The following is a 22,118-nucleotide window of genomic DNA, read 5'->3' on the forward strand; positions in this document are numbered from 1 at the left end:
TTTATAAATTAGTGTCTATATATTCATCAAACTGTTCCTGAGTCATCAGGATCTTTCTGGCCTTTGTGCCCTCCTCCGGGCCAACTACTCCCGCGGCCATCAACTGATCCATGATCCTTGCGGCTCTGTTAAAGCCTATCTTGAACGTTCTCTGAAGCATACCTATAGAAGCTTTTTCTTTCTCTATAATGAATCTTCCCGCTTCCACGAAATATTCATCCTTATCACTGGCTGAAGCCCCACCTATCGCTGTGGCGCCTGATCCACCATTTCCGGATATTGATTTGGATATCTCCTCATCATATGTTCCCACGCCATTGTTCTTCTTGAGGAAATCAACAACCGCTGTAACCTCATCATCCGACACAAATGCGCCCTGTACTCTGACCGGCTTAGGATAGCCTGTCGGATAGAACAGCATATCTCCCTTTCCAAGAAGTTTCTCTGCTCCTACCATATCAAGTATGGTTCTGGAATCAACTCCCGACGAAACTGCAAATGCTATTCTCGATGGAACATTTGCCTTTATGAGACCTGTTATGACATCAACCGACGGTCTCTGTGTTGCTATGACAAGATGTATACCCGCTGCTCTGGCAAGCTGTGAAAGTCTCACTATAGCATCCTCGACTTCGCCGTGGGCAACCATCATAAGATCTGCAAGCTCATCCACTATGACCACTATCTGTGGCATCTTGGTCAGCTTTTCTCCATCAGCTCCCGCTATAACGGCATTTTCAACCTTGTCATTATATCCCTGTATATTACGTACACTGTGCTCAGCAAAAAGCTGGTATCTTCTTGTCATCTCCATGACAGCCCAGTTGAGTGCCCCTGCCGCCTTCTTTGGATCTGTTACGACCGGTATCAGAAGGTGTGGTATGCCATTGTAGCATGCAAGCTCAACCATCTTAGGATCTATCATTATGAGCTTTACCTCCTCCGGTGTGGCTTTGTACAGTATACTCATTATAAGTGTATTGATACACACTGATTTACCCGAACCTGTGGCTCCGGCGATCAGAAGATGCGGCATCTTGGCAATATCCGTTGCGATGACCTGTCCACTTATATCCTTACCAACCGCAAATGCCACTTTGGACTTGAGGTTCTTGAAATTATCTGATTCTATAAGCTCCCGGAACGCCACAATTGAGTTCTCCTTGTTAGGGACCTCTATTCCTATGGCTGCCTTGCCAGGTATCGGTGCCTCTATACGTATATCCGCAGCCGCAAGGTTGAGCTTTATGTCGTCCGCAAGGTTCAGTATCTTGCTGACCTTGACACCCTGCTCCGGCTGCATCTCAAATCTCGTTACAGCAGGACCGCAGCTATAGTTTGTTATGGTTACATTGACGCCAAATGTCTCGAGGGTATTCTTAAGCTTGATGGCTGTCTCCCTGACATGGGCATCCCTGTTGGAATTGTTCGTCTTTTTAGGCTGGGACAGCAGATCTGCCGTTGGGAATTTATATTTTCTTCCCTCCTGATACTGCTTTGAGCTCTCAGTCTGTACCGCCGGCTTCTTTTTGCTTTGAGCCGCGGTATCCGTCTTCTCCTCCTCCGCAAATGCAGAGTCGTAGAGCGGATTGTAATCTGACACACTCTCTGGATGCATATTGCCATTTACCGCTCCCGCAAGGACATCCTCCGCATCATCAGTAAATGAAAGTATCTCTGCATCCTCCATATCAGTGTCCACAGCAGCCAGCTTTGGTTCTTCAGGAGTTACGACCACTGGCTTTCTTCTCTTCACAGGTGCAGGCTTCCGCACCGGTTTATGCACAGGATCCTCTCTGTCTATCTGAACTGGATTGACGATCTCCTCTCTGTCGGTCATGACGATCTTCTCTATATCATTGTTAAATTCATCATAGGACATATCCACAGCGCCATCTCCAGGTGTGAGCTCGTGGACATCCTCCATGGCAAAGAAATCCCTGGCAGGCTCCCTCTCTACATTCTTCTGTGGCTTAGTCTTCCTTGGCTTGACCTGCGTTGCAGCAGTCCTGTCGGAAGCTCTGTCATCCTTGGACTTATCGCTGCTGTACACATTGAGATTTGCCATCGATGGTCTCACTCTGCGAACCGGAGTATCATTTACATCATGTGAGTAATAACCATCGTCATATCTGTCACTTTGATACTCCTCATCTTCATACTGTTCGTCATCATCGCTTTCTCTGCACTCACGGATAGATGCTATGAAAAGTTTGATCTCGTCTATAACTGATATCTCCGTTATGAGAATGAACATGATAACCGCAGCTATAAATATTACTATGCACGCACCCGGAACTCCAAGCAGTGTCCTTATCGCAAAGAATATTCCTCCGCATATAACTCCTCCGCCCGATCTGTCCTTATACCCATCCATGTACAGAACCTTGACCGACTCAAAGGTCGATGAATATATAGCCTGAAATACCATGGACAACAGGATGAGCACAACGCCAAAATATACAACCTTTTTGACGATCTTCCCCCTGAAATCATTTGATATAAGATAGGCAGCCGACACAAACAGATATACCGGGAATATGTACTCGCTGAAACCGATTATTCCAAAGAAAAATCCCGATACTGTATCTCCCACTATTCCGCAGATCCTGAAGTTTGCAAGTAGCAGAAATACCGAAAATGCAAAGAGAACTATGAGTATGATCTCACTTCTCATCTGCTTCTGCCTTGCCAGTTCCTCTTCCCGGGCTTTGCGTTCTATGGCAGCCTTTGATCTGGCAGATGTTTTTTTCGATGCAGTATTCTTCTTCGCAGATGTCCTGTTATTTGATCCACCTTTTGAAGAGTTCTTTGCCACAGTCTTTTTAGACGCAGCGTTTTTGGACGTGCCATTCTTTGATGTATTGTTCTTGTATGACTTTTTATTACCAGCAGCCATTTTCTACCTCTATTCTAAATCTTAAGCAACAAAATACCATATTACAGACACGATTCCCGCGATCATACAATATATGGAAAAGCCCTTAAAATTCTTTTTCTTGACCGTATAAAGCATAAATTTTATACATAAATATCCAACAACACCTGCAACTACCATTCCAACTATGTAATTTACAACATCAGTTCCTGAAATAGATGACTTAAACAGATCAGGTATCTCCAGTATGACTGCTCCCAGAACAGCCGGTATCGACATTATAAATGAATACTTTACCGTGAATTTTCTTGTGTAGCCGCATGCCAGACCTGCAGTTATCGTACTTCCGGATCTTGATATTCCCGGAAGCGTAGCAACAGCCTGTGCCAGACCTACAAATATGGCGTTTCTGTATGTAGCCTTTGCCACACTCTTCTTACCAGCCGGCAGTCTGTCCGCAAAATACAGGATAACAGATGTTATACACAGACAGATACCCGGTATCAAAAGTGTATCTCCCGCATGTCCTATAGCTTTGTCAAATGGGACTGCGATCACCGTCGTCGTAAGAGTTGACACGAGTATGAGCATAACAAACTTTCTGTATGCCGTACACACAATCTTCCTATACGGATATATCTGTTCCTCCTTCGAGGTCTTGTTCTTTATGAAATTTACCAGATTGACACAGCAATCTCCAACTATCTTGAGTCCCTCTATAACAAGCTTCTTTATATCTGCCCAGTAGACTATAAATATGGCAACCAGCGTGCCAAAATGGAGCAGTATGTCAAATAATATACCCGTATCGGTCTCCACTCCAAAAATATTCTTGAAAATAGCCAGATGTCCCGAACTGCTGACTGGAAGAAATTCTGTAGCTCCCTGTATTATTCCCATCAAAATTGCCTGTAATAAGCTCATGACCAACCTCCCTTGATCGATGTTTATACAATATCCTATGGAATTTTACTATCATTTTCTTAATTAATCAAGTCATACAGCGTTTTTAAAGCCGCCGACATACCACCGATCCTGTCTATAACCCTTTTTTCGACAGCCTGTTTTCCTATCAGAACCGAGCCCACATCCTTGGTCAGCTCTGTCGTGTTAAACATAAGTTTCTCCAGTTCTTTCCTGTCTATAGATGAGTGATCCACTGTGAACTGTATGATCCTCTCCTGCATCTTCTCTATATATTCAAAGTTCTGCTTAACTCCAAGCACCGCCGTATTTGTCCTTATTGGATGAACTATCATCGTTGCGGTCGGCACTATAAAAGACACATTTCCCGACACCGCCAGAGGAACTCCTATGGAATGTCCGCCGCCAAGCACGATATTGACGACCGGCTTTGACAGGCTGGACAACATCTCAGATATGGCAAGTCCGGACTCAACATCGCCTCCGACCGTATTTATCAGAGTCAGGACTCCCTTTACATCTCCGCAGTTTTCTGCCTGGGCTATCACCGGAAGCAGCTTCTCGTAGCTTGTACTCTTCATACCGGCAGGAAGCTTGTCATGCCCCTCAATCTCTCCATATATTCCACATAACAGGATATAACCTCCACCTGGAACATCCATAACATGTATGTTGTCAGTGAGTTTTAACCTCTCAGCGATCGATACCGATTCCACTTCGCCTGCACCACCTTCCAACCCCAATCCACTCATTCCGCATCAGGGCAAAAATTAAGAAGGGCTGAGCCCTTCTTAACTTAATATGGTATAAATAATGTATTTATATTCATTACATTACAAGCACGATATCGTTTGTATCAGCAAGCTTGTCAGCAGGGATATAATTGGCCTCAAGTTTCTCACCATTTAATGTGAGGCTCTGGAAACCGCTCTCATGTCCATCAGGATTCTGAACCTTGATTGAGAGCTTCTTACCCCTGAACATCTTCTCGATCTCAAACTCCTTCCAGTCTGATGGGACTGAAGGCGCGATCTTGATTCCGCCAAAGTCTGGTCTCATACCCATGATACCCTCAACGCAGCCAACCATACATGTGGATGCTGTACCTGTAAGCCAGTGTACATGAGCGCGACCCTCAAATGGACTTCCAACAGACTCTGTGAACTGTCCATGGCAGTATGGCTCAAGCTTTCTGATCTCTGCCTTATCATTCATGGATGCAGGAGAGCTCTCGTTGAAATACTCAAACGCTCTGTTTCCATGTCCCATGAGCGCCTCGGCAAGTATTATCCAGCCCTGTGGCTGTGAGAATATACCCGCATTCTCCTTTGTTCCTGCATTGAACAGAAGCATGAGTGCTCCGTCAAATGCATGCTCTCTGTATGGTGGGAACATAAGTCTCACACCGTACTCTGTGTTAAGCTCCCTGTGAACAGACTCAAGGGCGATCTCAGACTGCTTTCTTGTGGCAAGTCCGCTTATAACTGCCCATGACTGAGGATTCAGCCACATGCTTGCCTCAGGATCATTCTTTGAACCGATGACCTGTCCGCCTTCCTTGTATCCACGGATGAATCTGTCATCCTCCCAGCACTTCTCCTGAATGGTCTCACCCATCTTGTACTGAATGCTGTTGATGTAATCTATGTACTCTGCATCATCCTTCATCTCAGCAAAATACTTGATAACTGTCATCGCATAGTAGAGCTGCATTGCAACAAATGTTGACTCGCCTCTCTTTCCAAGTCTCAGACAGTCATTCCAGTCTGCCCAGAGTCCTGCCGGCATACCATTATCTCCAAGTCTGTTCATGGAGAAATCTATCGCTCTCTTAAGATGCTCATAAACTGTACCCTCATCCTTGTTGGCAAATGGAATAACCTCGTCTATGAAGTCAAGGTTGCCTGACTCAGCAATATACTTATATACAGTTGGGAACAGCCAAAGTGCGTCGTCTGCACGGTATGCAGGATGTCCTGTCTCCTGTACATATGATGGATCATCCGGTGTATCCTCATGACCTGCGTTATGTGTGAACTTTACAAGTGGAAGTCCACCGCCGTTGTCAACCTGTGCTGACAGCATGAATCTGATCTTCTCAAGAGCCATCTCAGGTGCAAGGTGGATAACGCCCTGGATATCCTGAACTGTATCTCTGTATCCATATCCGTTTCTCAGACCACAGTATGAGAACGATGCAGCTCTTGACCATATGAATGTCATGAAACACTGGTATGCATTCCATGTATTTACCATGTTGTTGAATGAATCACTAGGTGTGTGCACCTGGAAGTTGTTGAGCTTTGAATGCCAATACTCGATCAGCTCGTCAAGCTCCTTCTGACATGCTGCGGCAGGATCTGCGTATCCGGCTATGACAGCATTTGCAGCGTCATTGTCCTTCATTCCGACTATGAATGCAAAATCCTTTGACTCGCCCGGAGCAAGTGTGAATTTTGTCTGGAGTCCACCGCAGGCATTGCTGTTGTAGTTGAGCTTGTTGCCAAGATCTCCATTTATAACTCCGATCGGATTGCCGTAGCCGTGATATCTTCCAAGGAACTCCTCCTTGTCACCACAGTATGATGCAACATCACTTCCGGCAAGTGCAAAGAATCTTTTGTTTGCCTTACTTCCATTGATCTCAGCCTTCTCAACATTCTCATTGATGACCTGAAGGATCTTGTTGTTGTCCATGAAATATGTTCTGGTTATGAACAGTGTATACTGGAGATTTACCTGATCCTGCTCATAATTGCAGTCATTTGTAAACTCACAGTATCCGATAGCTGAAAGGTTACGAGGCTTATCAGAGTTGTTGGTAACTCTCACCTTCCACACTTCATGTGTCTTGTTAAGTGGAACATAATACATCACCTCTGACTTGATATCAGAATACTCTGCATACATCTTTGTATATGCCGTTCCATGGTGACATTCACTCTTATACACATCAAGACTCTTGCCTACCGGCTGCCATGATGCTGACCAGTAATCCTTTGTGTCATCATCGCGAAGATATACATATCTTCCAGGCTGATCAAAGCTGTTAAATATGTATCTAAGTATTCTTCCGTTTGCTCCTGACTTCTCAAAGCTGTAGCCTCCTGCGTTGTTGGAGATTATAGCTCCGTATTCCGGTGAACCAAGGTAGTTTGCCCAAGGTGCCGGGGTGTCTGGTCTGTCAATTACATACTCTTTGTTCTGTTCGTCAAAATAACCGTATCTCATATGTTCCCCCTTAAATCTGCATTTATTTTTTAGTTTGTTTATGTATGCCTTTATTTACTACAATGCCCCGGAACCGGCCATATGACAGACCGGCTTCGAGACATCAAATTTACCCTTATAAAAAATATCCTTATTATAGTTTAGCTCAGAACTGTTATTTACTGTACATCCTTGAGACTCAGGCTTATTCTTCCTGCTCTCTCGTCGATCTTGATGACCTTAACGTCAACCTCATCACCTACATTTACAACATCCTCAACCTTTGCAACTCTCTTGTCTGAAAGCTTTGAGATGTGGATGAGTCCATCCTTGTTAGGTGCAAGCGATACGATAGCTCCACAGTCGATAACTTTTACAACCTTACCATGGTAGTTCTTGCCAACCTCAAGAGGCTCTACGATCATGTTGATCATCTCGATAGCCTTGTCCATACCTGCCTGCTCTACGCCACAGATAGAGATTCTTCCCTCATCATCGATATCGATCTTAACACCTGTCTCCTCGATGATAGTGTTGATAGTCTTACCTCTCTGTCCGATAACCTCACCGATCTTCTCTGGATCGATCTTGATCTGCTTGATCTTTGGCGCGAACTCATTGACCGTTGGTCTTGGAGCTGCGATGGCCGGCTTCATACATGTCTCCATGATGAAGAGTCTTGCCTCACGTGTTCTTGCGATAGCCTCCTCAACGATAGGTCTTGTAAGTCCGTGAATCTTGATATCCATCTGGATAGCTGTGATACCCTCTGTTGTACCTGTTACCTTGAAGTCCATATCTCCGAAGAAGTCCTCAAGTCCCTGAATATCTGTAAGTACGATGTAATCGTCGTCTGTATCACCTGTTACAAGTCCGCATGAGATTCCGGCAACCATAGCCTTGATAGGAACACCGGCAGCCATGAGTGACATACATGATGAACATGTTGATGCCATTGATGTTGAACCATTTGACTCAAATGTCTCTGATACGGTTCTGATCGCATATGGGAACTCTTCCTCACTTGGAAGTACAGGAAGAAGTGCTCTCTCAGCAAGTGCACCGTGTCCAATCTCTCTACGTCCAGGTCCTCTTGAAACCTTTGTCTCTCCTACTGAGTATGAAGGGAAGTTGTAGTGGTGCATATATCTCTTGGATGTAACGTTCTCGTCAAGTCCGTCAACTCTCTGGATCTCAGAAAGTGGAGCAAGTGTACATACGTTACAGATCTGTGTCTGTCCTCTTGTAAACATAGCTGAGCCGTGGACTCTAGGAATGATGTCAACCTCAGCAGCAAGTGGTCTGATCTGGTTGATAGCTCGTCCATCAGGTCTCTTGTGATCCTTGAGGATCATCTTTCTTACTGTCTTCTTCTGATACTGGTATATAGCGTCTGGAAGGACTGCAAGCCACTCCTCGTTGTCTGCAAATGCCTCCTCAAGCTTCTCTGTGATCTGTCTGATGTTCTCCTCACGAACCTGCTTCTCGTCTGAGAATACAGCCTCCTCCATAGCCTCTGGAGGAACGATCTCCTTAATCGCTGCAAAGAGCTCCTCTGGAACTGCACAGCTTACATATGAATGCTTTGGCTTTCCAACCTCAGCTACTATCTCATTGATAAATGCGATGATGTCCTGGTTGATATCATGAGCCATGTAGATAGCTTCGATCATCTTAGCCTCAGGTACAATATTTGCACCGGCCTCGATCATGATAACCTTCTGTGATGTAGATGCAACTGTGAGCTTCAGATCACCCTCATCCCACTGCTTCTGTGTTGGGTTGATGATGAACTCTCCGTCGATGAGACCTACCTGTGTCATGGCACATGGTCCGTCAAATGGAACGTCTGATATACATGTTGCGATAGATGATCCGAGCATTGCAACCAGCTCCGGTCTGCACTCTGGATCTACTGACATAACAAGGTTGTTGAGTGTTACGTCATTTCTATAATCCTTAGGGAAAAGAGGTCTCATAGGTCTGTCGATTACTCGTGATGTGAGGACAGCGTTCTCTGATGCCTTACCCTCTCTCTTATTGAATCCTCCAGGTATCTTTCCTACTGAATATAACTTCTCCTCATACTCTACTGAAAGTGGGAAGAAATCGATTCCGTCTCTTGGCTTCTCTGAAGCTGTACATGTTGAAAGCACTGTTGTGTCACCGTACTTGATAAATGCAGCACCATTTGCCTGTGCAGCTACTCTGTTGATATCAACAGTGAGCATTCTGCCAGCGATCTCTTTCTGGTATCTCTTGAATTCCTTACTCATCTCAAAATCTCCTTGATTTAATATTTATTTGTATTGTGGAAGACGTCGAAACAACTATAAAAAACACCATGTCTTATAACCTTTTTGCCATCTTTCAGCGATGATCCATGATATTCTTTATAGAAGTCTCGATATGTCATTCCACAATCTTTTAAATTTTATCATACGAATATAAAAAATACAATATCCAAACACCTCTGTTTACACTATTTGATACCATAAAAATGTGTCCGGGCAAATAAAAAGGAATCATGCTTGTACACATGATTCCCATAATTGTTATTGTATTAAGGCTCGAATAGAAATTACTTTCTAAGTCCAAGGCTCTCGATGAGCTTTCTGTATGCCTCGATATCCTTGCTCTTGAGGTATGCAAGAAGGTTTCTTCTCTGACCAACCATCTTAAGAAGACCACGGTTTGAGTGATGATCCTTTGGATTAGCCTTGAAATGTCCGTTGAGATCGTTGATTCTTGCTGTAAGAAGTGCGATCTGAACCTCTGTTGAACCTGTGTCGTTTGCATCCTTGCCGTACTTAGCTACGATTTCCTGCTTCTGCTCTTTTGTTATCATAATAACAATCCTCCTATAAAATAATACATGACTGACACCGGGCAAAAGGCCTAGAGGTGTCCTCAAACTAAGTGTCAGTTGACCTTGTGTAGGATAACATATGTGTCTGGTTTTGTAAAGAGGAAATTAATCCGCAATTTCATACTGCAAAAATGCATAGTGCAGCCTTGTTCCTTCCGCTATACTTTCCGGAAGCAGCGCCCTTGCAACGAGCTTTGTCTCACCGCCAAGATCATTCTCATCAGCAAGATTTGCGTAATCTCCGTCTATCGATTTTACTATATAATATTTCTCCATTTTCTTGACCACCTTATGTCCGGCTGTGCTTTCAGCCGTGTTCTTTCATTCATTTCATAGATATTTTAATATATAACATATTTCATTACAACCCCGGCCGGTAATATTCCCGGTTTGACATTCGCCTTATACGCTTTCACACTTTACAGCATTCCAACTTATTTCTTGTTATCACAAACTTATCTATGCTATAATAGTGCGCGCGGACATTTGCGCTGCAGGATTCTGCAGTTCATTTGCCGAATAGAGAGCGGCAGGTTTCGCCGCATTTGAAAGGAGATATATTATGGCAGGTTCCACCATAGGAAATAAATTTACCATCACCACATGGGGAGAATCCCACGGAAAGGCTCTGGGAGTTGTCGTTGACGGCTGCCCTGCCGGTCTTCCACTGTGTGAGGAAGATATACAGGTATTTCTGGATCGCAGAAAACCCGGATTTTCACAGTTCTCAACGCCTAGAAAGGAATCCGATACCATAGAGATACTGTCAGGAATTTTCGAGGGAAAGACAACCGGAACTCCTATATCCATGATGGTGAGAAATACATCCCAGCGCTCCGGGGATTACGGAGATATCGCCACATATTACAGACCAGGCCACGCAGATTATACATTTGATGAAAAATATGGCTTCAGGGATTACAGAGGCGGCGGCCGTTCATCGGGACGAGAGACCATCGGCAGAGTTGCAGCCGGTGCGATCGCCTCAAAGATACTGAAGGAACTCGGTATCACCATAACTACCTACGTATCTTCCATCGGTGATGTACATATAGACAGGAACAATTTTGACGCTGACTATATACTTAAGAACGACCTCAATATGCCGGACCCGGATGCCTACGAGAAGGCATCAATCCTCCTTCAAGACTGCATGGCGGAGAACGATTCCATAGGCTCTGGTGTTGAATGTATCGTGCATGGAATGCCGGCAGGTATCGGTGAACCGGTATTTGACAAACTGGATGCATGCCTCGCAAAGGCAGTTATGTCCATCGGAGCTGTGAAAGCTGTCGAGATTGGCGACGGCACCGAGGTATCCACTGCAAGAGGTTCATATAACAATGATGCATTTGTCATGAACGGTTATAACGTAGACAAGGAGACCAATCACGCCGGAGGTATTCTCGGCGGAATGAGCGATGGTTCAGACATAATCATCAAGGCGCATTTCAAGCCGACCCCATCCATCGCATCCACACAGAAAACCGTTAACAAGTCCGGGGATAACATAGAGGTCTCGATCAGAGGCCGCCACGATCCTATCATTGGGCCGAGAGCTGTTGTGGTCGTCGAGGCCATGACCGCCCTGACGATCCTTGATCTTATATTTGAGAATATGTCATCCAGAATGGACAAGATAATTGACTTTTATAAGTAATTGTCAAACAAACTGAAAATTGCGACAAACAATAATGCGATAAAATGTAAATAATAAAAAACAGATGTGATATGATCCAGGGTGATTCCTCAAATCATGCCACATCTGTTTTTTATTTATCTATCTTATTTTTCATTCCATCATTTATTCAGTCCATCATTCTGACCTTGTTGCCTATAAGTCTGGCGCCAGATTCTACTCTTCCACCTTTTTAGGCTTGTTGATGATGTAAAGTCCAATTCCCACTATCAGACCACCGCCGATGATATTACCAAGCGTTACAGGGAGGAGATTTTTACTGAAAAAATGTCCCACTGTGAGCTGGTCACTTATCTGCTGTGCGGTATATCCATAGAGCTCGCATGCCTTGTCCACATACTTGCTGTTTGATGCAGCCATCAGACCTGCAGGTATATAGTACATATTTGCAACGCAGTGCTCAAAACCTGACACGACGAATACCATTATCGGGAAGAAGCATGCAAACAGCTTTCCAATTATATCCTTAGCCGAAGATGACATGAGAACCGCGATACACACGAGAACATTACACATTATTCCCGACATGAACGCATTGCAAAAATCAAGGCCTGTCTTACCCATAGCCACCTTGATGGTATAAGCGCCAAGGCCGCCTGCTGAATTATCAAACTGACCGCTTCCATATATAAGAGCTGCAGTCACAACTGATCCAAGCATATTGCTGAGATATACAATAACCCAATTCTTGAGCATCTGCACAAGCTTTATCCTACCATCAATAACCGCTGTTATCATCATACAGTTTCCGGTAAACAGCTCTGCACCGATAATCGATAACATCATGAGTCCTACAGGGAATATGCATCCTGCAAGAGTCTTCGCAAGTCCGAAATTGTCCACCGTATGCACCGCAAGGTTTGATCCCTCAGCTCCTATCGCAATGAACATTCCTGCAAAGAATCCCATCATGATCATCTTGTACAGCTTGAGATTTGCCTTTCCAACAGCACCCTTGAGATTATTCTCAATGATCTGTGCCGGAACGTAGTAATTGTTTTCCATGATTTAATTGTCTCCTTAGTTTATAAGTTATTTGTTAGGCCCTCGGATATGCCTTTGCATATTCTTCCTTGAGCTTACTCTGCTTATTTGTAAGATATATCTGGGTTGTCGCAATATCCACATGTCCAAGCATCTCTTGAACAGACTTTATATCCGCTCCATTCCCCAACATATGTGAGGCAAATGAATGCCTTATCATATGAGGTGTTATATCCTTATCTATGCCGGCCTTAGCCGCATAATACTTTATTATCTTCCAGAATCCCTGTCTCGTCATAGGTGCACCCTTGCAGTTGAAGAACAGATAATCACTGCCTCCACTCATATCATCGCGCACCTCAGTAATATATCTGCTGAGGGCTCTCTGAGCAACCTCCGCAACCGGAACAGTCCTCACCCTGTCGCCGTCGTGGCACTCAATGAACCCAAGCTTTATGTTGACATCCGTGAGTTTCAATGTCACAAGCTCTGTAACACGTATTCCTGTAGCATACAACAGCTCCAGCATCGCCTTATCCCTGATCTCCTTTGGAGTCTTGTTGGTAGGCTGGTCGAGAAGCTTGTTCACCTCACTTATGGTAAGCGTCTCAGGAACCTTCTTCACGATCTTCGGAGGCTTGATATTCTCCGTTGGATCATCATTCACTATCCTCTCCCTCATGAGATAGGCATAGAATGACTTTATGGATGCAATGTTACGTGACACCGTAGCCATGGACATCCCCTGTTTCTCCATTTCCAACACATACGAAGTGATATAAGTTTCATTAATATCATCAATCCTCGTTATGCCCTTCTCGTCAAAATACCTGTAGAATTTTATCAGATCTCTCCGATATGATGCAACAGTATTCTCACTGGATTTTTTTACATTTCTTAAATAATCAACATATCTGTCTATGTATTGTTCCACTAATTTATCCCCTTAGTTATGTAGACTGAATTATATTATAAATACAAATGTAAATAAAATCAAACACTATTTTAACAAGTAAAATCAAGGCTTCACGGCATTTTTAATAAAAGTACAAAATGCGGTGCGCGATCAAATTATGTATACTAGATATTGACATAATTCTTTTCAAAAATATTTCACATTTTTTAATTCCGACAATGTTTCAGTTGAATTTTCTATGTTTCAAATTATGTGATTGCTTGTTTGGGAGCATTTCTTACCCCAATATGCGTAGATTGCAATTATTGTTTTGGAATCCACTATCCTGCCATCTCTTATCATATTGAGTGCATCATCAAGACCTATCTCCTCGGTCTCTATAAATTCATTCTCGTCCAATGCACATATTCCTCTGGTAAGTTCCCTGCCTATATACACGTAAGTCTGTTCATCACTTGTACCGATAGCCAGAACTGTTCTAGTCACATACTCCACAACCTTCGCGATAAACCCTGTCTCTTCCCTGAGTTCTCTTCTGGCTGCATCTTCAGGAGACTCTCCCTCATCGATAAAACCAGCCGGAACCTCGTAGGTTATATCATCAATAGAATTCCTGTATTGCTTTATCAGTATGAGCGATCCATCGTCTTTCACTGGAAGAATGCATGCTCCCGGGTGATGCTTTATCAGATCATATACAACATCTCTGCCATCAGGCAGTTCAAGATAGTCGTTATATACATCAAACACATGCGCTCTGTATGCCACTTCCGTCTTTATCCTCTTGAATTTTTCCATCTTTTAATCTCACCTCCCGTTTTATAGTTTATCATGCATAAGAATGGTAAACTGTATATGACAAATCATAAAAAGGGTTTGTAGATCATCTCTACAAACCCTAATTTTTATTTTGCGTAATCTGTCACGCGTGACTCTCTTATAATATTTACCTTAATCTGTCCAGGATACTCAAGCTCGTCTTCGATCTGCTTTGCAATATCTCTAGCCAGCAATACCATATCAGAATCGCTTACATGCTCAGGAACTACCATTACACGAATTTCTCTACCTGCCTGAATAGCAAATGTCTTATCTACACCCTTATGAGAATTAGCAATATCCTCTAACTTCTTAAGTCTTGTAGTATAAGTCTCCAAGGTCTCTCTTCTTGCTCCCGGTCTTGCAGCAGAAATTGTATCTGCAGCCTGTACCAGAAGTGCTATCAATGACTCAGGCTCAACATCACCGTGATGTGACTCTACCGCATTGACAACAAGCGCTGACTCTTTGTACTTTCTACAAAGATCTGCACCGATCTGAACATGTGAACCCTCCATCTCATGATCAAGTGATTTACCTATATCATGGAGTAATCCAGCACGCTTTGCAACCTTGATATCGACACCTATCTCTCCGGCCAACAAACCACACAACTGAGCTACCTCAACAGAGTGCTTCAATGCGTTCTGTCCGTAGCTTGTTCTAAATTTCAACTTTCCAAGAAGTCTTACCAGCTCTGGATGGATTCCGTGAATTCCTACCTCAAGAGTAGCAGCTTCACCTTCCTCGCGCATCATGTTTTCAACTTCCTTCTGCGCTTTCTCAACCATCTCTTCGATTCTGGCTGGATGAATTCTACCATCCACGATGAGTTTCTCAAGTGCAATTCTTGCTACCTCACGTCTTACCGGATCAAAGCTTGATAAGATAACTGCCTCAGGAGTATCGTCTATGATAAGATCTACGCCTGTGAGAGTTTCAAGGGTACGAATATTTCTACCCTCTCTACCAATTATCCTACCCTTCATCTCGTCGTTAGGTAACTGAACTAATGAGATCGTTGTCTCTGAGATATGATCAACCGCACATCTCTGTATTGCATTGACAACATACTCCTTCGCCTTCTTGTTCGCTTCTTCTTTAGCTCTGGTTTCTAATTCCTTGACCATAACTGCTGTTTCATGCTTTACTTCATCTTCAACAGTCTTTAATAAGTATTCTTTTGCTTGTTCAGAGGTCAAACCTGAAATTCTTTCAAGTTCCTGTAAACGTTTCGCCTGTAACTCTTCAACCTTAGCCTTCTGCTTGTCCAGCGCGCTTTCCTTGTTAGCTAAACTAGCTTCCTTCTTCTCAACTGCCTCAGTCTTCTTATCAAGATTCTCTTCACGTGCAAGAATTCTCTTCTCCATACGTGAAAGTTCTCCACGTCTGTCCTTTACTTCCTTTTCAAGGTCATTACGTGTCTTAAGGGAATCTTCCTTTGCCTCAAGCAGTATCTCGCGCTTCTTAGCCTCGGCGGTCTTCTGAGCTTCGTCAATAATCTCTCTTGCCTGTGACTCTGCTCTTCCTATCTTGGTCTCTACTATGTTCTTGCGATATGCAATAGCGATAAACCATGTAGCAACAAGCAGTGCAACTACAACAACAGCGATTATTCCCCATACTATTGGTGAATTCACAGGAGCACCTCCTTATTAAGTTTTCATTGTACAAGAATACAACTATTTAAGTTTAATATTTTTAAGATGTTATGTCAAGTAATATCAGAGACAATATTTCGTATACACTCAGAAACCTTACGCCTGTCAAAACCCTTGCTGTACATGTATGCATAGACTTTATCACGCTTTTCAGTCAGTTCTTCCACAGTGTATTTTTTTTGTAAAATATATGTTATCCTGTCGCTTTCATCTGATATGTCTGAGTCTTCCACAGCCAGATCGATAATATCCTGGCCTATATGCTTTGCCTGCAATTCAAATCGTATGACACGAATGCCTTTTTTAGCGGAGTTTCTGCGTACATATCCACATGCATACCTGTAATCATCTATATATCCATACGACTTCAGTTTGTCGATGGTCTGATCCACGATCTCTTCGTCGTAATACAGATCCTTAAGCTTCTGCCTGATATCGTATTCACACTTGTCCGAAAACTTTATGGAGTTCACAGCCTTGTTCATGGCACGTTTGAACAGATAGTCCCGTCTGAATTCCTCAAGTTTACTCCATTCTATCTCACCGTCACAGGCAAGATGTAATCTTCGTATATCCGATGCATAGACCGATGAAAAAGGCTCATAGTCCACAAACAGACAAAACCTTTTATCATCGATCTTCCTGATATCAGTGACAGTTGCGATCCTACTCATCTGCTCCATCATCTACAGTGTTCTCGGCAGACTCTCCGGCAACACCAACTGCCTCTCTTACCTTCTGCTCTATCTCATCACAGATAGCTGTATTGTTCTCAAGATATGCCTTCGCATTCTCTCTTCCCTGACCTATCTTATTGCCGTTGTATGCGTACCATGCACCGGACTTATCCACTATGTCGTTCGCAACAGCAAGATCAAGAATATCTCCGACCTTAGATATACCCTTGCCGAACACGATATCGAACTCAGCCTCCTTGAATGGAGGAGCCACCTTGTTCTTAACTATCTTAACTCTTGTTCTGTTACCTACGATCTCACCGCCCTGTCTGAGCGTATCAATTCTTCTTACGTCAAGTCTTACGGAAGCATAGAACTTAAGTGCACGACCACCTGTTGTAACCTCAGGGTTACCGAACACAACTCCAACCTTCTCTCTGAGCTGATTGATAAATATGACAACACAGTTGGTCTTGCTGACAACAGCAGTGAGCTTTCTGAGCGCCTGTGACATAAGTCTGGCATGAAGTCCCATATGCGAATCGCCCATCTCTCCGTCTATCTCTGCCTTTGGTACAAGTGCAGCAACAGAGTCCACGATAACGACATCAACCGCTCCCGATCTGACCATGGTCTCTGTGATCTCAAGAGCCTGCTCTCCGCAGTCAGGCTGTGATATGTAAAGATTGTCTATATCTACACCTATGTTCTTGGCGTATGTCGGATCAAGCGCATGCTCGGCATCTATAAAGCCTGCGATTCCGCCTCTCTTCTGTATCTCAGCAACAATGTGAAGTGCTACCGTCGTCTTACCACTCGACTCAGGTCCGAACACCTCTATGATTCTTCCTCTAGGCACACCGCCAAGTCCAAGTGCTATATCAAGGCTGAGGGATCCTGTAGGGATCACATCTATATTCATATTCGCATTGGAATCGCCAAGCTTCATCACCGAACCCTTACCATACTGCTTCTCTATCTGTGCTATAGCGGCATCCAATGCCTTTCTCTTATCATCAATATTTACATTACCGGAATTATTCGCCATTATATTTTCCTCCTAAACATATGTTCGATTATCTTTTAATATACTATTAGATTATTGCCACTTTGTCAACCATAAATTGGCTGCCTTCACTTAATTAATCAATATCTGTCTGGTATGTGGGGATCATCGGCATCAGAACAATGCCGCATCTTGAATTTTTCACTTAACATCTTTATGTCCGTCATTATAACACACTTTACAGCCATTAATTATTAAGATAGAATAAACTTTACCGACAAAGGCATTATAAATCGTGACAGGTTATAAAACACGCATTTCAAGGAGGAGCCATGAGCACAGTAGGCATAGTTTGCGAATACAATCCATTTCACAAGGGACACGAATATCAGATACAGCAGGCGAAGCTTCTAACTGGTGCCGAACATGTCATATGCTTTATGAGCGGCAATTTTCTTCAGAGAGGCGTTCCTGCCATAGCAGATAAGCACACAAGAACCGAGATTGCTTTGAGATGCGGTGTAGACGCTGTGTTCGAGATTCCATTTGTATACGCATCATCAAGTGCCAGAGACTATGCACATGCCGCAGTCTGCATGATGAACGCTCTTGATGGCATAGACTATATCTCATTCGGCGCAGAATGTGATGACATGGATCTTCTGCAAAAAATTGCCGAACTCACCGTCAATGAACCGCCACAGGTATCGGAATTCATAAAAAAATCCGTATCTTCGGGCATCTCATATGGATCAGCCAGAGCAGCCGCCATCTCCGAGTATCTGCAGAACCAGAACCTTACCGGTTATACCAGCGCTGATCTTGACCGTATCCTGGCAAGCCCGAACAACATTCTGGCCATAGAGTATATTGCTACTCTTATACAGACAGACTCCAGGATCAAACCTGTCCCGATCAGAAGGATCTTATCAGAATACAACAGCACTGCCACCGACAACGACATCTGTTCGGCCTCAGCCATACGTGAGCTGCTCCGGTCAGGTGATGTTGAAAGCTTAAGGCGCCACATTCCTGACAGTTGCTACAACATCCTGCAAAACGCGTACAGAAAGTCATTTCCGATGTTCGACGACGACCTGTCTCATCTCCTGTCAGCACGAAGGATACTTGCTCCGTGCACGGATGACATCGTTGACATGGATAGAGATCTCTGCAACCGTCTCTCCAGGCTTGACACAAATCTATCCTTTACTGAGACCGCAACAGCACTTAAATGCAGGAATTATACTCTCACGCACATTCAGAGAGGTCTGCTGCACACCATCACAGACCTGAGATGTGATGACTATTCCCATTTTAAAGAAAACGGCTGGATAGCCTACATCAAGCTTCTTGGACTAAAAAAAGATGCAGGTGCCGTGATAAAAAGCATGAAAAAGGCTTCGCAGGTACCGATCATAACCCGTTCAGCCGAGATATACAAAAGTACAGATTCCACAGGTCTGTCCATGTTCTCATACGACATAAAAGCCACAGACATATACAGAAACATGGTATACAACAAATACAAAATCAGTATAAAGACCGATTTTGAACAACCTGTCATAGTTATATGACATATTCTTATTTATCATATTTGCTCTATAAAATGAATACAATTGGCATATGAAGAACGTATGTTATATAATTCTAACAGCTTCAATTATAATATTTGCATGTTTAAATTCAGACATCATCAGATCCGGATGCACCCAGGGGTTACAGCTATGGTACTCATCCATTGTACCTATCCTGCTCCCCTTTATGCTGCTGACCGGTGTTATAACCAGCTTTCTCAGATCGATACAAGTATCAAAATGCTGCGCATATGCGATCATCTTTATAATAGGCCTGCTATGCGGTTTTCCCACAGGCACGATCATCATAGCTTTCTTTTACCGAAAGAGGGTCATCTCTGAAAACGTATGTCAGAGCCTACTCCCGATGTGCAACAATATAAGTCCGATGTTTCTTTACAATTACATATACAGGGATCATTTGATGGAATATATATCGTTTGCACGGCTGATCGAGGCTGTATATCTTCCACAGATCATTTATACTGTAATAGCGCTTACTCTGTCATGTATGTCATCCCACCGCTCCAGCACTTCCACGGAGCTGCTTACTGCCGCAACAGTCCAAGTATCATCAGACAACCAGAGCCCCAATTCAGGGAAGCCAGAAAATACGTATTCTGACATAATAAGCAGCTCGGTACACAATATAACTGTGATCGGTGTGTACATGGTCATATTTGCTATTGCAGGAAATCTTATGTGCAGCTACTTTTCAGGCGATGCATGCACCATAATATCCACATATCTGGAGATAGGCGGCGGTGTACCAGTATTATACAGCATGGATATTTCCACAAAAATAAAGACAGCCCTCATTCTCTCACTCACTGCCTTTGGAGGGCTATCCGCCTTGTTCCAAAGCCGTGATATGATAAGAATATCCGGGCTGTCTTTCATCAAATACACAACAGGGAAAATAGTATGTGCCTTCCTGTGTTTCATTTTCTATATGATGTGTCTGTAAATACATCCTGTATCATCTGGCGTGATTACTCGTCGAGGAACTCCTCATCATCCTCATCCTCGTCGTCATATTCTTCATCGTAATCCTCGTCATCATAATCCTCATCGTCAGAGTCGTCTGATGAATACTCTGTCTTGCCGTATACATTGTAATCTGTGTTGTCATCATCAGCAAATGCTGAATCGTCAGCACTTGGCTGTACCTGCTCAGGAACACCGTTGATCTGAGCTATACTTGAATCAAGCTCTGCCATATTGTCTGTAACTCTTGCCGCATTGTCCTCAAGAGACTTAATGAGGTTCTCATAGTTCGCTCTCTCTGCCTGAAGTGTTGCATTTATATACTGGCTTATCTCTGTGAGCTTGTCCTTTGAATAGTACATGGAACCTGCTCTGACTTCCTTGGCATCCGCATTCGCCTCAGCGATGATCTGCTCAGCCTGGCTTCTCGCCATGTCTGTTATCTCATTCGCTCTGATGTTGGCAAGCTCAACTATCTGGCTCTGATCAACCAGTCTGTTTGCCTCTGCAACAGACTCTGTGATGATAGAATCAGCTCTGGCTCTTGCATCCGCAAGTATAGCCTCCTTGTTTCTCATGATCTTCTTACATCTCTCTATCTCATTAGGAAGCTTGAGCTTGAGTTCGCCCACCATCTGCTCCAGATCTTCCTTTGGCACAATAATCTTACTGGATGACAATGGCTGATACTTACAATTGTCAATAAATATCTCTATCTCACTGATCATCTCTTCAATACCTTTTCTTGCCATGTTTTTCTCCTCCTAATAATCTATCCAAAAATTCTTCCTTCGCCTGTCAATCTCTGTCTATCGAATATCGATCTCTCAATGTATCCCTGATCTCCTCCGGGATAAAATCATGTACATCCACACCAAAGCTCGCATATTCCTTGACTACGCTTGAGCTCAGGTACGAATACTCAATACTGGTCGCAAGAAAAACCGTGTCAATATCCGGGGCAACCTTCCTGTTGCTCTGGGCAATCTGTAATTCATACTCAAAATCCGACACAGCCCGAAGACCTCTCACTATGACCTTCACGTCGTTCTGTCTTGCAAAATCCACCAGCAGTCCTCCAAAACCCATAACTTTCACGTTTGGGATATCTGAGACTACATTCTTTAACATATTAACACGTTCTTCCAAAGAAAACAATGGAGATTTTGCGGTATTATTGAGCACCCCGACTATCAGCTCATCAAACATTTCCGCAGATCTCTTAATTATATCCAAATGGCCAAGTGTCACCGGATCAAAACTTCCCGGATAAATAGCTCTACTCATCTTCCAGTCTCCTATATATAAATGTATGTTTATTGGTCTTATATTTCTTCGTCTTATAAAGCTCCAGTCCCAGATCATCAAGATAATCAAAATTCGTGTCAAGATCAGACTCCACAATGACCATTGTGTCATCATCCATCAGAGGTGAACCTGCAAGTCTTTCAAGCACAGCCTTTTCCAGAAGCTTTCCATATGGTGGATCCATAAATATTACGTCAAATGCTTGTCCCTGTCTCTCCAGCATCCCCACTGCCTGAACTGCATCCGCTGACAAGACCTGTGCCCTGTCGGCAAGCTTCGTAAACGCAAGGTTTTTATTGATACACTCCACTGCTTTTCTGCTGTTCTCGACAAATACCGCCATGGCTGCCCCACGGCTGAGCGCCTCTATTCCAATAGCTCCGCTTCCGCTGAACACATCAAGGAACCGGCATCCCGGAATATCATTTGAGAGCATATTAAATAAGGTTTCTTTTATCCTGTCCGTTGTCGGTCTGGTGTCCATCGAATCAATCGTCACCAGCTTCAGACTTCTTGCACTGCCGGCAATAACCCTCATATTCTTCTCCTATCTATATGTACTGTATATCATAAACTTTTCCTGCCAGACATTCTTATACCATG

Annotated in this window: 19 protein-coding genes; 3 read left to right on the forward strand and 16 right to left on the reverse strand. The window is 43.6% G+C overall.

The window, feature by feature from the left end; genetic code table 11:
• Window position 1: 1 nt before the first annotated feature.
• From GT575_RS07430 to GT575_RS07460, 7 genes are all read right to left on the reverse strand, one after another.
• Window positions 2-2,899, reverse strand: coding sequence for an FtsK/SpoIIIE family DNA translocase (locus tag GT575_RS07430; RefSeq protein ID WP_161171806.1), 2,898 nt, complete (start codon window positions 2,897-2,899; stop codon window positions 2-4).
• Between the two features lie 21 nt (window positions 2,900-2,920).
• Complete coding sequence (locus GT575_RS07435) at window positions 2,921-3,802, reverse strand: undecaprenyl-diphosphate phosphatase (RefSeq protein WP_055144539.1); 882 nt, start codon at window positions 3,800-3,802, stop codon at window positions 2,921-2,923.
• A 59-nt stretch (window positions 3,803-3,861) separates the two neighbouring features.
• The gene (locus tag GT575_RS07440; protein ID WP_022216527.1) at window positions 3,862-4,518 is read right to left on the reverse strand and encodes a ClpP family protease; all 657 of its coding nucleotides are present in this window, start codon (window positions 4,516-4,518) and stop codon (window positions 3,862-3,864) included.
• A 112-nt stretch (window positions 4,519-4,630) separates the two neighbouring features.
• Window positions 4,631-7,033, reverse strand: a complete 2,403-nt coding sequence (locus GT575_RS07445) for a GH36-type glycosyl hydrolase domain-containing protein (protein ID WP_055222577.1) — start codon at window positions 7,031-7,033, stop codon at window positions 4,631-4,633.
• 158 nt (window positions 7,034-7,191) lie between these two features.
• A complete protein-coding gene (locus GT575_RS07450) occupies window positions 7,192-9,288 on the reverse strand; it encodes a polyribonucleotide nucleotidyltransferase (protein ID WP_022216529.1) in 2,097 nt (698 codons plus the stop codon).
• 305 nt (window positions 9,289-9,593) lie between these two features.
• Window positions 9,594-9,860 (reverse strand): 30S ribosomal protein S15, encoded by a 267-nt coding sequence (gene rpsO, locus GT575_RS07455; RefSeq protein ID WP_004851136.1) that lies wholly within the window; start codon window positions 9,858-9,860, stop codon window positions 9,594-9,596.
• Between the two features lie 126 nt (window positions 9,861-9,986).
• A complete protein-coding gene (locus GT575_RS07460; RefSeq protein ID WP_117549008.1) occupies window positions 9,987-10,157 on the reverse strand; it encodes a chorismate--pyruvate lyase in 171 nt (56 codons plus the stop codon).
• Between the two features lie 286 nt (window positions 10,158-10,443).
• On the opposite strand from GT575_RS07460, the gene aroC reads away from it, so the two are divergent.
• Complete coding sequence (gene aroC / locus GT575_RS07465) at window positions 10,444-11,541, forward strand: chorismate synthase (protein WP_161171807.1); 1,098 nt, start codon at window positions 10,444-10,446, stop codon at window positions 11,539-11,541.
• 195 nt (window positions 11,542-11,736) lie between these two features.
• Here the strand turns inward: aroC and GT575_RS07470 are convergent, their stop codons facing one another.
• The 6 genes from GT575_RS07470 to recA form a co-directional block, all read right to left on the reverse strand.
• Window positions 11,737-12,585 (reverse strand): formate/nitrite transporter family protein, encoded by an 849-nt coding sequence (locus GT575_RS07470; RefSeq protein ID WP_055222574.1) that lies wholly within the window; start codon window positions 12,583-12,585, stop codon window positions 11,737-11,739.
• 34 nt (window positions 12,586-12,619) lie between these two features.
• Window positions 12,620-13,498 (reverse strand): site-specific tyrosine recombinase XerD, encoded by an 879-nt coding sequence (gene xerD, locus GT575_RS07475; protein WP_055144557.1) that lies wholly within the window; start codon window positions 13,496-13,498, stop codon window positions 12,620-12,622.
• A gap of 225 nt (window positions 13,499-13,723) precedes the next feature.
• Window positions 13,724-14,278, reverse strand: coding sequence for an NUDIX hydrolase (locus GT575_RS07480; RefSeq protein ID WP_161171808.1), 555 nt, complete (start codon window positions 14,276-14,278; stop codon window positions 13,724-13,726).
• 107 nt (window positions 14,279-14,385) lie between these two features.
• The gene (gene rny / locus GT575_RS07485) at window positions 14,386-15,939 is read right to left on the reverse strand and encodes a ribonuclease Y (protein WP_022216535.1); all 1,554 of its coding nucleotides are present in this window, start codon (window positions 15,937-15,939) and stop codon (window positions 14,386-14,388) included.
• A 74-nt stretch (window positions 15,940-16,013) separates the two neighbouring features.
• The gene (locus GT575_RS07490; protein ID WP_242859622.1) at window positions 16,014-16,646 is read right to left on the reverse strand and encodes a regulatory protein RecX; all 633 of its coding nucleotides are present in this window, start codon (window positions 16,644-16,646) and stop codon (window positions 16,014-16,016) included.
• Window positions 16,627-17,685: a recombinase RecA gene (recA, locus tag GT575_RS07495; RefSeq protein WP_022216537.1), complete on the reverse strand. Its 1,059-nt coding sequence runs from the start codon at window positions 17,683-17,685 to the stop codon at window positions 16,627-16,629. Before recA ends, GT575_RS07490 begins: the two co-directional genes overlap by 20 nt.
• A 290-nt stretch (window positions 17,686-17,975) precedes the next feature.
• Here recA and GT575_RS07500 point away from each other — a divergent pair, with 290 nt between their 5' ends.
• Both GT575_RS07500 and GT575_RS07505 read left to right on the forward strand, forming a co-directional pair.
• Window positions 17,976-19,220, forward strand: coding sequence for a tRNA(Met) cytidine acetate ligase (locus GT575_RS07500; RefSeq protein WP_161171809.1), 1,245 nt, complete (start codon window positions 17,976-17,978; stop codon window positions 19,218-19,220).
• Between the two features lie 424 nt (window positions 19,221-19,644).
• Window positions 19,645-20,187: a hypothetical protein gene (locus GT575_RS07505; protein ID WP_156329360.1), complete on the forward strand. Its 543-nt coding sequence runs from the start codon at window positions 19,645-19,647 to the stop codon at window positions 20,185-20,187.
• A 25-nt stretch (window positions 20,188-20,212) separates the two neighbouring features.
• On the opposite strand, the gene GT575_RS07510 is transcribed toward GT575_RS07505, so the two are convergent.
• From GT575_RS07510 to rsmD, 3 genes are read right to left on the reverse strand one after another with little or no spacing between them, the layout of a single operon-like run.
• Entirely contained in the window at window positions 20,213-20,959 is a 747-nt protein-coding gene (locus GT575_RS07510) for a hypothetical protein (RefSeq protein WP_055279982.1), read from the reverse strand.
• Between the two features lie 46 nt (window positions 20,960-21,005).
• The gene (gene coaD, locus GT575_RS07515; RefSeq protein WP_022216541.1) at window positions 21,006-21,494 is read right to left on the reverse strand and encodes a pantetheine-phosphate adenylyltransferase; all 489 of its coding nucleotides are present in this window, start codon (window positions 21,492-21,494) and stop codon (window positions 21,006-21,008) included.
• On the reverse strand, window positions 21,487-22,053 hold the full coding sequence (gene rsmD, locus GT575_RS07520) for a 16S rRNA (guanine(966)-N(2))-methyltransferase RsmD (RefSeq protein ID WP_055144569.1): 567 nt from the start codon (window positions 22,051-22,053) through the stop codon (window positions 21,487-21,489). The genes coaD and rsmD overlap by 8 nt, the downstream gene beginning before the upstream one ends.
• Window positions 22,054-22,118: the final 65 nt, after the last annotated feature.

The organism is Coprococcus sp. BIOML-A2, from assembly GCF_009875795.1.
Taxonomy (GTDB): domain Bacteria; phylum Bacillota; class Clostridia; order Lachnospirales; family Lachnospiraceae; genus Coprococcus; species Coprococcus aceti.